General features: G+C 33.2%; 13 protein-coding genes. 12 read left to right on the top strand and 1 reads right to left on the bottom strand.

Annotated elements, in window-relative coordinates:
* The first annotated feature begins 6 nt into the window (after nucleotides 1-6).
* The 10 genes from BO51_RS00560 (at nucleotide 7) to gnd (ending at nucleotide 11,404) form a co-directional block, all read left to right on the top strand.
* Nucleotides 7-741 carry a cytidylyltransferase domain-containing protein gene (locus tag BO51_RS00560; protein WP_496483055.1) on the top strand — a complete coding sequence of 245 codons (735 nt, stop codon included), beginning with the start codon at nucleotides 7-9 and terminating at the stop codon, nucleotides 739-741.
* 15 nt (nucleotides 742-756) lie between these two features.
* Complete coding sequence (locus BO51_RS00555) at nucleotides 757-2,235, top strand: GNAT family N-acetyltransferase (protein ID WP_496483054.1); 1,479 nt, start codon at nucleotides 757-759, stop codon at nucleotides 2,233-2,235.
* Nucleotides 2,207-3,250, top strand: a complete 1,044-nt coding sequence (gene pseI, locus BO51_RS00550; protein ID WP_496483053.1) for a pseudaminic acid synthase — start codon at nucleotides 2,207-2,209, stop codon at nucleotides 3,248-3,250. Before BO51_RS00555 ends, pseI begins: the two co-directional genes overlap by 29 nt.
* 103 nt (nucleotides 3,251-3,353) lie before the next feature.
* Entirely contained in the window at nucleotides 3,354-4,877 is a 1,524-nt protein-coding gene (murJ, locus tag BO51_RS00545) for a murein biosynthesis integral membrane protein MurJ (RefSeq protein ID WP_496483052.1), read from the top strand.
* A gap of 10 nt (nucleotides 4,878-4,887) precedes the next feature.
* Complete coding sequence (gene galE, locus BO51_RS00540; RefSeq protein ID WP_496483051.1) at nucleotides 4,888-5,904, top strand: UDP-glucose 4-epimerase GalE; 1,017 nt, start codon at nucleotides 4,888-4,890, stop codon at nucleotides 5,902-5,904.
* 8 nt (nucleotides 5,905-5,912) lie between these two features.
* Nucleotides 5,913-6,554, top strand: a complete 642-nt coding sequence (locus BO51_RS00535; RefSeq protein WP_496483050.1) for an L-fuculose-phosphate aldolase — start codon at nucleotides 5,913-5,915, stop codon at nucleotides 6,552-6,554.
* Between the two features lie 86 nt (nucleotides 6,555-6,640).
* Nucleotides 6,641-7,492 carry a MurR/RpiR family transcriptional regulator gene (locus BO51_RS00530; RefSeq protein ID WP_496483049.1) on the top strand — a complete coding sequence of 284 codons (852 nt, stop codon included), beginning with the start codon at nucleotides 6,641-6,643 and terminating at the stop codon, nucleotides 7,490-7,492.
* A 100-nt stretch (nucleotides 7,493-7,592) separates the two neighbouring features.
* Nucleotides 7,593-9,116: a gluconokinase gene (locus BO51_RS00525; RefSeq protein WP_496483048.1), complete on the top strand. Its 1,524-nt coding sequence runs from the start codon at nucleotides 7,593-7,595 to the stop codon at nucleotides 9,114-9,116.
* An 11-nt stretch (nucleotides 9,117-9,127) separates the two neighbouring features.
* Nucleotides 9,128-10,471 carry a GntP family permease gene (locus BO51_RS00520; RefSeq protein WP_496483047.1) on the top strand — a complete coding sequence of 448 codons (1,344 nt, stop codon included), beginning with the start codon at nucleotides 9,128-9,130 and terminating at the stop codon, nucleotides 10,469-10,471.
* A gap of 36 nt (nucleotides 10,472-10,507) precedes the next feature.
* The gene (gene gnd, locus BO51_RS00515; protein WP_496483046.1) at nucleotides 10,508-11,404 is read left to right on the top strand and encodes a phosphogluconate dehydrogenase (NAD(+)-dependent, decarboxylating); all 897 of its coding nucleotides are present in this window, start codon (nucleotides 10,508-10,510) and stop codon (nucleotides 11,402-11,404) included.
* A 23-nt stretch (nucleotides 11,405-11,427) separates the two neighbouring features.
* Here gnd and BO51_RS00510 read toward each other — a convergent pair whose 3' ends face one another.
* A complete protein-coding gene (locus tag BO51_RS00510) occupies nucleotides 11,428-12,669 on the bottom strand; it encodes an MFS transporter (RefSeq protein ID WP_496483045.1) in 1,242 nt (413 codons plus the stop codon).
* A 152-nt stretch (nucleotides 12,670-12,821) separates the two neighbouring features.
* Here BO51_RS00510 and BO51_RS00505 point away from each other — a divergent pair, with 152 nt between their 5' ends.
* Together BO51_RS00505 and BO51_RS00500 are read left to right on the top strand one after the other, a co-directional pair.
* The gene (locus BO51_RS00505) at nucleotides 12,822-13,685 is read left to right on the top strand and encodes a ComEC/Rec2 family competence protein (RefSeq protein WP_496483044.1); all 864 of its coding nucleotides are present in this window, start codon (nucleotides 12,822-12,824) and stop codon (nucleotides 13,683-13,685) included.
* 9 nt (nucleotides 13,686-13,694) lie between these two features.
* The gene (locus tag BO51_RS00500) at nucleotides 13,695-13,910 is read left to right on the top strand and encodes a DUF3006 domain-containing protein (protein WP_496483043.1); all 216 of its coding nucleotides are present in this window, start codon (nucleotides 13,695-13,697) and stop codon (nucleotides 13,908-13,910) included.
* Nucleotides 13,911-13,916 lie beyond the last annotated feature (6 nt).

The following is a 13,916-nucleotide window of genomic DNA, read 5'->3' as shown; positions in this document are numbered from 1 at the left end:
AAGAATATGAAAATAGGTGCAATTATCCAAGCAAGAATGGGCTCAACTAGACTTCCAGAAAAGGTTATGAAAAGAATACAAGGGAAAACTGTGTTGGGACATGTTATAGAAAGAGTTAGACAATCTAAACTTATTGATGAAATAATAATTGCAACAACAACTAATGAACAAGATAGAATAATAGAATCTGAGGCTTTAGGATATGGTGCAAAAGTTTTTAGAGGTAGTGAGGATGATGTTCTATCAAGATATTATTATGCTGCGAAAGAGAATAATATTGATATTATTGTCCGAATTACTTCAGATTGTCCATTGATAGATCCAATGATTGTAGATGAGATTATAGAATTTTATAACGATCATGATTTCGATATTGTTACCAATGCTGGTAATGATTTGTCAAACCGTACATTTCCGAGAGGATTAGATACTGAAGTATTTTCATTTCATTTTTTAGAAAAAGCATATAACAATGCTACTGAAAAATATCAGAGGGAGCATGTTACACCATACATCTATGAAACCTCAACTAATGTCTTTTATTACAAAAACAAAACTGATTATTCAAAGTATAGATGGACTTTAGATACTGAAGAAGACTTTGAATTAATTAAAAGAATATACGATAACTTATACCACGGAGTCCATGATTTTTATTTAAATGATATCATTAAATTATTTGATAAAATGCCAGAACTTTATGAAATAAATGCTCATATAGAGCAGAAGAAAATAAAGTAAGTAGGATTGATATCGATGAAAGTTATAATTTTAACTGAAGGTGGAAAAAACATAGGATTAGGACATTTATCCAGATGTATCGCATTATATGATGAAATTCAAAGTAGAAATATCAAGGTTGAATTAATAGTACATGGGGAAGTGAGCAACATACGAATATTGGAAGGAAAAGCATATAAAAATGTTGATTGGGCAAACATTGAATATTTAGATAATACCATATCCGATGAAGATTATGTCATTGTAGATTCATATTTGGCAAATTACGTATGTTATGAAACAATATCTTTAAAGTCTAAAAGAGCTCTATACATTGACGATATTGGTAGATTAAGTTATCCAAAAGGAATAGTGCTAAACCCATCTTTGGATTCGAGCCACATAGATTATTCTTATAAAACCGAGGCAGAGGTTCTTAAGGGAGCAAAATATGTAATTTTAAGATCGGCTTTTTGTGTTGATGATGAGAAGATTCTGAATAAAAATGTGAGTAGAGGATTAATCATTATGGGGGGAACAGATATAAGAAATTTAACGCCAATATTGATTAAGTATATATGTGAAAAAAATCCAGATATAAATTTTGATATTGTTGTGGATGCGTTTCAATATTCAAAATTAGTTTCATTAAATAAAATTAATAATGTATTATACCATAAAGATTTAACAGAAATTGATATGTATAAGATTATTTATAATGCAGACATAGCTATATCTGCTGCAGGGCAGACAATATATGAACTCCTTTCAACAAGAACTCCATTCATAGCAATTCAAGTTGCTGAGAACCAAAAAAATAATTTTGAATCACTTAAAGAGTATTTGAATTCTGAAATATTATTGAATTATGATGAAGATAATTTTATTATGAAACTTCAGGAAAAATTTTTTTATTTAAAAAAATATGAGAACAGAAAAAAAATATCAAAAGATATGGAGTATGTTATAGATAAAAAAGGGAGAAAAAGAATAATAGATGCTCTCTTAGGCAATATAATAAATACTGAGGAAATCTTTTTAAGAAAAGCACAAAAAAAAGATGTAATAGATGTTTTTGAGATTTCAAATGAGGATTTAGTGAGACAATATTCAATAAATAAAAATAAGATATCATGGAAAGATCATGTTGAGTGGTTTTTTAATGTATTAGAAAGTGAAAATACAGTTTTTTATGTTGTAGTCGATAACATGAATTCAGTACTAGGACAAATTAGATTTAAACTTGAAGGAAATAGTGCAATAATTAGTATAAGTTTAGCAAATAAACTTAGAGGGAGAGGATATTCAAAATCTATCCTAAAGCAAGGGATTGATAAATTGCTTTCAGAAAACAATCAAGTAATGGATATAATCGCTTATGTTTTAGAAAACAATATCGTTTCAATAATGTTATTCACAAGTTTAAATTTTGAAGAAATTGATAAGAATGGTAATGTGGTTAAATTCATACTCAGGAGGGTGGATTATGAAAATAAAGCACTTCAATATAGGTGAAGAGGTTTTTATCATAGCAGAATTATCTGCAAACCATGGCAATGATATTAATATCGCAAAGAAAACCATCGAAGCTGCTAAGGAAGCTGGTGCAGATGCAATAAAAGTACAAACATATACACCGGATACATTGACAATTGACTGCGACAATGAATATTTTAAATTAAATAATGGAACTATTTGGGATGGTAGAACTTTATATGATTTATATAATGAGGCATACCTGCCTTGGGAATGGCATGAAGAATTAAAAAAGCATGCCAATGATTTGGGTTTGGTTTTCTTTTCAACACCATTTGATAAAACAGCTGTTGACTTTTTGGAAAGTTTAGATGTTCCAGCCTACAAAATAGCATCATATGAAATTGTGGATATACCATTGATTGAATTCGTTGCTTCAAAGGGAAAACCAATAATTATATCTACTGGTGTTGCTTCCTTAAGTGATATTGAAGAAGCAGTGGATGCATGTAAACGTATGGGGAACAACCAGATTATTTTATTGAAGTGTACATCTGCTTATCCAGCAAAAATTGAGGACGCAAATTTGAGAACTATACCAAATATGAAAGAAACATTTGGAGTTGAGGTGGGATTATCAGATCATACGCTTGGAATAACTGTACCAATTGCGGCAGTTTCTTTAGGAGCAAGAGTAATAGAAAAGCATTTTATACTTGACAAATCAATCGGAGGGCCTGATTCTAGTTTTTCGCTAGATCCATATGAGTTTAAACAAATGGTTGATTCGATAAGAGATGCAGAGAAGGCATTAGGAAATATTGATTATAGTATAAACGAATCAAAAAAAGCAAACAGGTTATTAAGTAGATCTTTGTTTATTGTTGAAGACATAAAAGCAGGAGAAAAATTTACAGAAGAGAATGTGAAGTCTATAAGACCTGGGTATGGACTACCACCTAAATATATTAATGATGTGATTGGAAATTTGAGTACTTCTGATTTGAGAAAAGGAACTCCGCTAAAATGGGAACATATAAAGTTTGTAAAATGAAAAATTCAATTAACTTCTAATTAAAATCCTTCTCCTCAATTAACCATCCTTATGATATAATCTACTAAGTAACTTAGTAGATTATTTTAGATTGGAGCAGATTATGAAAAAAACAGCAATAATCATCATGATTATAACAGTGGTTTCAAAAGTATTTGGTTTTTTTAGAGAGTTAGTTTTGTCATATTTTTATGGCGCTTCAGCGATATCTGATGCTTACCTTATATCGCTTACTATACCTGCTGTGATATTTTCTTTTGTTGGGACAGGGCTTTCAACTGGCTTTATTCCCATGTTTAGCCAAATAAGAGAAAAGCATGGAGATAGTGAGGCAAATAAATTTACAAGCAATATCGTAAACATCTTATTGTTGATTTCTACTGTACTGGTAGTATTAGGGCTTATTTTTACTGAACCTATCGTAAAGCTTTTTGCATCAGGCTTTAAAGGACAAACCCTTGCCATGGCGATAAGATTTACTAAATTGAGTTTAGTAGGTATATATTTTACAGGCACTACATATATTTATAGTGCATATTTACAGCTTAACAATAGATTTCTAACACCTGCTTTGATAGGTGTCCCATATAATATAATTATCATCATAGCGATAGCTGTCAGTGCAAATAAAGATCCTCTGTTTTTGATATTGGGAAGTGTATTGGCAACAGCATCACAGCTATTTATTTTAATTCCTTCTATCAAGCGGTCTGGATATAGGCATAAATTCAGCATAAATTTTAAAGATGAACATCTAAAAAATTTAATGTTCATAGCTTTACCGGTAATTGTTGGAGTATCTGTAAACCAGATAAACACCTTAGTAGATAGGACTATAGCTTCGGGGCTAGTAGTTGGAGGGATATCTGCATTAAATTATGCAAACAGATTAAACGGCTTTGTTCAGGGACTTATAGTTACACCTGTCGCTACAGTACTTTATCCAAGTATCTCTAAGATGGCTGCAAATGATAATATAAAGGGATTAAAGGCTGCTATAAACGAGGCAATAAACTCAATTAGCATATTGATCATGCCTATTACAGTTGGGGCAATGTTATTTGCAGAGCCCATAGTTAAGCTGCTCTTTGGCAGAGGAGCATTTGATGCAAATGCAATTACATTGACCACAAGTGCTTTAGTGTTTTATTCAATCGGCATGATTGGATTTGGACTTAGAGATATCCTATCTAGAGCTTTTTATTCACAGCAAGATACTAAAACTCCAATGATTAATGGCTCAATTGCTGTAATTATGAATATCGTGCTAAACATTATTTTGTCAAGATATATGGGTATAGGTGGTCTAGCTTTAGCTACGAGCATTTCAGCTATATTTTCAACAGGTTTGTTGTTTGTTAACTTAAGAAAGAAAATAGGAGCTCTTGGCCTAAAGAAAATTGCGATAACTCTTGCAAAGATAACTTTTGCATCACTTGCTATGGGGGCCATTGCGTGGTTTATTTATCAAATGCTAATCACAAAGACAATAGAAGAGATTGCACTCATAGTGGCAATTATCATAGGAGCTATAGCATATTTTGGGATTATATTGACACTAAAGATTGATGAAGTCGACAGCATGATTAATTTAATTAAGACGAGGCTAAAAAGAATGATGAATTAGGAGGGATGAGATGGCACTTCTTGTTACTGGTGGGTTAGGCTATATCGGGAGTCATACTTGCGTAGAACTCTTAAATGCAGGGTATGAGGTAGTTATTGTAGACAATTTAAAAAATAGCAAAATGGAAGTATTAAAAAGAATTGAAGAGCTGACATGGAAAAAGCCAAAGTTTTATAGGGAAGACTTGCTCTATAAAGATGGATTAGATAGAGTCTTTAGCGAAAATAAGATCGATGCTGTGATACATTTTGCTGGACTAAAAGCAGTCGGAGAATCAGTAGAAAAGCCTCTTATGTACTATCAAAACAATGTCATAGGGACTTTAAATTTACTTCAAGTGATGAAAGGGCACAATGTGAAAAAAATAGTATTCAGTTCTTCAGCAACAGTGTATGGAGATGAAAATAAAGCTCCATTTACTGAAGATATGAGACTTAAGGCTACAAATCCATACGGTTGGAGTAAATTTATGATTGAGCAGATCTTAAAAGATCTATACGCAGCAGATAATTCATATAGTATATCAATTTTGAGGTATTTTAATCCAATCGGTGCACATAAAAGTGGAAGAATTGGCGAAGATCCAAATGGCATACCAAACAATCTCATGCCTTATATAACACAAGTAGCTTTGGGGAGAAGAGAGAAGCTGTATATATTTGGAAATGATTACAACACTCATGATGGCACTGGAGTAAGAGACTATATACATGTAGTGGATTTAGCTATAGGACATTTAAAAGCATTGGAAAAGATAAATAAAGAGGCTGGACTTTTTATATACAACCTAGGAACAGGAATAGGCTATAGTGTGCTAGATGTAGTCAAAGCCTTTGAAAAAGCCAATGGAGTAAAAATTCCATATGAAATAGTGGATAGAAGACCTGGAGATATTGACGTTTGTTTCGCAGACCCTACTAAAGCAAAATTAGAACTTGGATTTGAAACTCAATTTTCTTTAGAGACTATGTGCAGAGATTCGTATAACTGGCAGTTAAATAATCCAAATGGTTATGAAAGCGTGTAGGTGATAAAATGCTTTTATTGAATGAAAGAGAGCTGTTAGTTGAATACGGGAAAAAACTTATCGACAAAAACTTAACCAAAGGCACAAGTGGCAATCTCTCGATTTTTAATAGAGATAAAAAAATGTTTGCCATAACCCCAAGTGGGATTGATTACTATAATACTAAGATAGAAGATATAGTGATCATGGATATAGATGGAAATGTAGTAGAAGGCAGTAAAAAGCCGTCGAGTGAGCATAACTTACATAGGATTTTTTATGCAAATAGAGAAGATATAGGTGCAATAGTACATGCACATACTATTTATTCTACTGTTCTATCTTGCATGAATATGAGCTTACCTGCTGTCCATTATATGATAGCATCAGCGGGTAAAGATGTAAGATGTGCTAAGTATGCAACTTTTGGCACTGAAGAATTGGCAAAAAATGCTTATGATGAAATGAAAGATAGAAAAGCAGTTTTATTAGCAAACCACGGTGTACTAACGGGAGGAAAAGATATCTTTGAAGCTTTTAGCATATTAGAAGATGTGGAGTATGTGTCTGAACTTTATATAAAAGCTAAAAATATTGGTGAACCTGTAATAATAGATGAAATAGAGATGGAAAAAATAATAGAAAAATTTAAAAGCTATGGTCAAAAATAAGGGGATGAAAAATTCATCTCCTTTATTTTACTTAAGCTTTAGTTTTATGATAAAATAAAGAAAATATTTTTTATTGAGGTGCAAAAATGGCAAATGAAAAAGGCAGTTTAGAAAAAATAGTTCAAATATACAATGATTTAAATAAAGCTGAAAAGAAAGTAGCTAAATATATTTTAGAAAACCCGAGGGATATTATTCATTTCTCAATCACAGAGCTAGCTGAGTCAAGTGGAGTTAGTGAAACAACAGTATTTAGAGTGTGCAACAAACTTGGATATAAAGGATATCAAGATCTAAAGATAAACCTAGCTGGGGAGATCATAAAGCCGATAGAAAACATACACGAAGAAGTAAAAGAAGGGGATGATACATATTTAATAATGCAGAAAATACTAAAATCTAACATAAATAGCTTAGATAACACATTGAGATTAAATGAGCCTGAGAAAATAGCAGAAGCATCAAAAATTACATTAGAAGCTAAGCAACTTATGTTTTTTGGCATGGGCGGATCATTTTCACTAGCAGAGGATGCACATCATAAGTTTATAAGACTAGGGAAAACTTGCAGTGCTACATCTGATTCGCATTGGCAAGCAATGTTAATTTCTTTAGCTTCTAAAAATGATGTAGTGTATGCTTTTTCAAATTCCGGAAGCAACAAAGAGCTGCTTGATAATATTAGATTGGCTAAAGAAAACAACCTGAAAATCATTTCCATAACTGCAAATGCCAAATCACCAATCGCTAAGGAATCAGACATTTCATTGATTGCATATGGGAAAGAGTCATTATTTAGATCAGAAGCTATGGAGTCTAGGGTGTCAGCTTTGATGATAATAGATTGGATATATGTAAACAGTGCCATGACAAGTAAAGATGAAGCATTGGGCAATCTAGAAAAGATAAGAAAAGGAATAGCTTCAAAGCGATTATAAAAATAATTTTTATTTTACTTGATTAAATATTATATTATGCTATAATAAAGAAAATATCTTTTATAGCGTAATATAATATTTTTTTATTGGAGTGAGGAAAATGTTTTACATAGGAATTGATATTGGCACTACGAGTACAAAAGCAATTTTGTATGACGAATACGGAAATATTAAATCGAAATCATCTGTGCTTTATCCCATTTATTCTCCAAGACCAAATATGAGAGAGCAAGATCCTGAAGAAATTTTTAATGCGGTTTTAAAAACCTTAAAAGAAGTGAACTCTGAGGCGAAGAAATTGGGAGAGAAAGTTGAGTTTATCTCATTTTCATCAATGATGCACAGCTTGATATGTGTAGATAAAGAGGCTACTACTTTGACTAATTGCATCATATGGGCTGATAGCAGAAGCAGCGACTATGCAGAAAAATTTAAGGAAAATGGCATTGGGTTAGAAGTTTACAAACGAACAGGTACACCTTGTCATTCAATGTCACCTCTATATAAAATCATGTGGCTTAGAGACAACGAAACTGAGATATTCAATAATACTTTTAAGTTCATATCTATAAAAGAGTATGTCATTTACAAGTTGTTTGGTGAATATTTAGTAGATTATTCGATAGCTAGTGCTACAGGATTTTTCAACATTTACGATTTAAAATGGGACGATGAAGCATTGAACTTATGCGGCATAGATGAAAGCAAACTATCTACACCTCACCCTACAACATACATCGTAGAAGGGATGTTGAATCAATACCGCAAAGACTTAGATTTTAGCGAAGACATAAAAGTTGTGTTAGGTGCTAGTGATGGATGCCTTGCTAATCTTGGTTCAAACGGAATCGATTTTGGCACTGCGGTTGTTTCGATTGGGACTAGTGGAGCGGTAAGGACAGTTTCTGACAAACCAATTATTGATGATAAAGGCAGAACTTTTTCATATATATTAACAGACAATATGTATGTATCAGGTGGCGCTATTAACAATGGCGGAATAACTTATAGGTGGTTTAGGGATACATTTTGCAGTGAAGAGATTGAAATTGCATCAAAAATGAACATTGAAGCATATGATTTAATAAATGAGATGATTGAAAACGTTAAACCTGGTAGCGAAGGACTCATATTTTTACCTTTTCTTACTGGAGAAAGAGCACCATACTGGGATTCGAATTTGAGAGGTTCATATATAGGTATTTCGGATATGCATAAAAGAGAGCATTTCGCTAGATCAACTATCGAAGGTATATGTTTTGCAATAAATGATGTCTTTGAAGTATTAAAAGAAACAAACGACCACATTAAATGTGTGTATGTTAATGGTGGCTTTACAAAATCAAAGTGTTGGGTACAAACACTGACAGATGTAATGGATAAACAGATTATCATATCAAATAATTATGAAAGCCCAACTTTAGGAGCCTTGATGTTGGGACTATTAGCAATAGGAAAAGTAAATAGTTTAAAAGAACTTGATTTTATGTTGGAAGATGGAGAAGTGTATTTACCAACTCAAAATAAAGATAAGTATAAGGAGTTGTTTCAGATATACCAAAACGCTGTAAGTAGTATGAAAAATGTGTTAGGAGATTTAGCACATTTTCAAAATAAATTATAGGAGGTATTAAGATGTACGGTCAATTTTATTATGTTGCAGTATTATTGATTTCTATTGCATTGTTGCTATTTTTAATCATGAAGCTTAAACTCCATGCTTTTGTGGCATTGCTCATTGTGAGTATGGGGACGGCTGTTGCCGCTGGTATGCCTATAGAAAAAATAATGGGCACTATACAGAGCGGCATGGGTGGTACATTAGGTTTTATAAGTGTAGTGGTTGGGCTCGGTGCTATGTTTGGGAAAATGCTTGAAGTTTCAGGCGGAGCAGAAAGGCTTGCAAGGACATTGATAAGGAAATTTGGCAAAGATAAGGCTTCATGGGCTTTAGGGTTAGCCGGATTTATAGTTTCTATTCCAGTATTCTTCGACGTTGGGTTTATTATTCTTGTTCCTCTAGTTTATTCACTAGCGAAAGAGACTAAAAAGTCATTGTTACACTATGGCATACCATTGTTGGCTGGACTTGCGGTAACTCACGCATTTGTTCCACCAACTCCAGGGCCAGTTGCTGTAGCACAATTAGTGGGAGCAGATTTAGGTAAAGTCATATTATTTGGTATAATTATAGGACTACCTTCTATGATTGTTGCAGGGCCGATATTTGGGAAGTATATAGGCAATAAAATATATGCAGGAGTTCCTGATTATATGGAGCTTGATGAAAATGTAATTAAAGCAGAAGAGAAGGATTTGCCAAGTTTTAAACTGATAATTAGTTTAATTTTAATTCCAATTGTTCTCATACTATTAAATACTACTGCAGGGGTATTTTTAGAGGAAGGAAGTAGTATAAGAAATATATTGACTTTTATTGGACATCCATTTTCAGCTTTGAGTATATCAACTATATTAGCTTTTATAACTCTAGGAAAACACAAAGGTTTGACTAGAGATGAAGTAAACAATGTTGCTACAGCTGCGTTGGCGCCTACTGGTCTAATACTACTAGTTACAGGTGCTGGTGGTATATTTAAACAGGTTCTTATAGATAGCAACATAGGTACTGTCTTAGCTGAGGGGTTAGCTGATTCTAGTATGAACCCTATAATTCTAGCGTTTATAATAGCAACTGTAGTAAGAGTTTCAGTAGGGTCTGCGACAGTTGCAATGATGACTGCTGGAGGAATAATGGCACCACTATTGCCAGCATTTAATGTGGAACCAGCTTTGATAGTAATTGCAATTGCTGCAGGATCTACAGTGTTATCTCATGTTAATGATAGTGGATTCTGGCTTGTAAATAGATATTTTGGTATATCTGAAAAAGATACATTAAGATCATGGACTGTGATGGAAACGATAATTGGAATAGTTGGGTTAATAACTACACTTATTGTCAGTATTTTTGTATAATATAATGTGGTTACTTAACAAAAGGAGTGGTGACATATGAATATTGCTTTAGTAGGTCTTGGCAAAATGGGGTATAATCTTGCATTAAACATGCTTGATAAAGGCTATAAAATAAATGCATATGATATTTCAACGGAAAACATCGAAAGAGCACAGAAAGCAGGAGTAAACGGAGCAAAATCTATTAAAGAATTGATTGATATGACTCCGAAAAAAAGAACAGTATTTCTATTGCTGCCAGCTGGAAAGACAGTAGATGATACTATTGAAGAATTGATAGATCATCTTGATGAAGGAGATATAATTGTTGATTCAGGGAATTCACATTATAAGGATTCTATCAGGAGATATGAGTATTTAAAACAAAAAGGCATAGAGTTTTTAGATTGTGGAATTAGTGGCGGACCAAAAGGAGCATTAAATGGTGCCTGTTTAATGGTTGGCGGAGAAGAAGAAGTTTTTAAGTGTTGCGAGAAACTTTTTAAAGATATATCAGTTGATGAAGGAGTTCTTTATACTGGTAAACCAGGCAGTGGACATTTTGTAAAGATGGTGCACAATGGAATAGAATATGGAATGATGCAATCAATTGCAGAGGGATTTGAAGTCCTTTATAAATCGGATTTTGACCTTGATTATGAGAAGATTGCTCATGTATACAATCATGGTTCAGTCGTTAGATCTTGGCTGATGGAGCTAGTAGAATCTGCTTTCAGCAAAGACAAAGAATTAGATTCAATAAAAGGGATAATGTATTCTTCCGGAGAAGGCAAATGGACTGTTGAGACTGCTTTGGATCTAGGAGTACCTGCTCCAGTGATAGCTTTATCAGTTTTTATGAGGTATAGATCATTAGAAGATGATACTTTTTCAGGGAAAATTGTTGCAGCTTTGAGAAATGAATTTGGTGGACATGAAGTAGAATTAAAATAAAGAGAGGCCATCCTCTCTTTATTTTAATTCTTTTCTCTTGCTATTCCTCTTGATATAAACATAAAACTTGCTATAAATCTCAATATCGCTATTACTATAAGCGCTATTGCAATATTTGACATATCTTTTATAGCTACTCCCATTATTGGAGCTACTGCTGACACTATTGCGGTTATTGTGTTGTATATAGCTATGTAAATTGTCCTATTGGTTGAAGGGGTTACTTCTAGGAGCATATTAAACAAAATCAGATTTGTCCCAGCGACAGATATTCCTATAACTATATTAAACAGCACCAACATAAATATATTTGTCGATAGCACATAAAATATAGGGGTGATTGCCATCCCAATAAGCGCTGTGCCAAGTGCTAAGTTATTGCCTTTTTTATCTGCAAATTTTGCCCATCTTGTAAATGAGAGTATAGATGAAAGACTGCTTGATATAGATATAGCGCTTAGCCAAAACTCATTTGCGCCCAACACTTTTATAGTGTAGATGTTAAAGAGCGGTTGAGCCCCCATCCAGCCTATATAAAAGAATGCTGATATCATAGTGAATACGAGAAAATTCTTTTCTTTTGGCAGATTTTTAATTGTCGATTTTAATGAGTCTATGTAGTTTGCTGTTTTCCTTTTCTTTTTCATGCCTCTGAATTTCAAAAAGCTTATGACTTCTCCGAGTGAGAAAATGAATGCTGAAAAGAAAAATACCTGATAGAGCCTTATAGAACCTTCATTGGTCTTTGGAATATATGTAAGCAATTGCCCTGAGATGAAAGTTACAGCTAATGCAAATATAGTGGAGTACTTATTTCTAAGCCCCATTGCATTCCCTCGATCTTCTATAGAGAATACATCTCCGATGCTAGATTGATATCCCATGGTTGCGATAGCTCCGGGCAAGTTCATCAAGCCTATTATGGTTACAAATAGACTCGCTTGATTGATTCCCTTCAAGAATGGCAATAAAGCTAAAACAAGATAAAATAATTTATGCATAAACATGATAGTTCCGGTGGTTTTCTTTTTGTCACTCAGACTTTCAATGAGAATTGCGCCTGGAATATATGCAAATATGCTTACAAAGTACGGAAAACTAGTTAGATAAGCTATTTGATAGTCCGTAGCTCCCAATCTTTCAGCAAACTTCGCTAAATACGGATTTACTAAGTTGAAAGCAATAGCTGCAAATACTCCATTAATAATATTCACTTTTATGTTGTACGAAACTAATTTTTCTTTAAGCGAAAGTTTTTCGCTCATATTATTCCTCCACAGGACAAATTTAGAGACACAAATTATTATACATTATATTCGTTCCTTTTACTATATGTTATATAAATATTGCCAAAATATATTCATAAATGTTTAAATTGTGATAGAATGGATATAAATACTGACATTTGAGGTGGATTGTGAAAAAATTTCTTTCTTATTTAATCATTTTAACAGTTGTAATTGTTTCGTTGCTATCTTTGCAGTCAGAAGACAGCAATTTCTCATTGGAATCGTTGTTTGGCTCGGATGATTTTGAGGTTCATTTCATCGACGTTGGCCAGGGCGATAGCTCTTTGGTTATAACGCCAAATAAAAAAGTGATGCTAATTGACGCAGGGACTAAAGAAAGCTTTAAAGGTTTAGTTGACTATTTAAAGAAAGTAGGAGTGGATACAATAGACGTTTTTGTATTGACACATCCCCATTCTGATCATATAGGTGGAGCTGTTGATATAATGAACAACTTCGAAGTAAAACAAGTTTTAGACAGTGGATTTGTCCATACTAGTGTTACATATGAAAAATACTTAGACAAAATTGATGAGAAGAACATTTCGTTTAAAGTTGTGAAAGCAGGTGATGAGTTTAATTTAGATGGTGTTTTAGTTTCTATATTAAGTCCTGACAAGCCGAAGGAAGATGCGAACAACAGCTCTGTCGTAATGAGAGTTGAGTACGAAGATTTCTCCTGCATGTTTACCGGTGATGTGGAAGCACAGACGGAAGAAGAGATAATAAATAGTTATCCTGATATCCAATCAGTTTGTTTAAAAGTTGCTCATCATGGAAGCGATACTTCCAGTAGTAAAGAATTTTTAGATAAAGTTAGGCCATTGGTTTCAGTGATAGAGGTGGGGAAGGACAATCCTTATGGGCATCCAACCAAAGCTGTTTTGAAGAGATTAAATAGCATTGGCTCGAAAGTTTATAGAACTGATTTGAATGGCACAGTTATAATCAAGTCAGATGGCAGCGATTATTCCGTAGAGACTACAAAGTAGGTGAATTATATGAAAACTATTGGCATTGTCGATAGATTTGAAGGAGATTTTGTTATAGTGGAACTATTTGAGGATTTCTACTCATTTCCTAAGAGATTGTTTCCTGAGGATACTTCTGAAGGAGATATTGTCACTATTGACATAGAAATCGAAAGAGAATCTACAGATGACAGGAAAAAGAAAATGGAAGAGAAACTAAGAAAACTAATTGAAAAAAATAATTAATGGGGG

The organism is Soehngenia saccharolytica DSM 12858 (assembly GCF_059568515.1).
The sequence above is the reverse complement of the archived record's forward strand: the minus strand, read 5'-3'. Positions and strand labels throughout refer to the sequence as shown.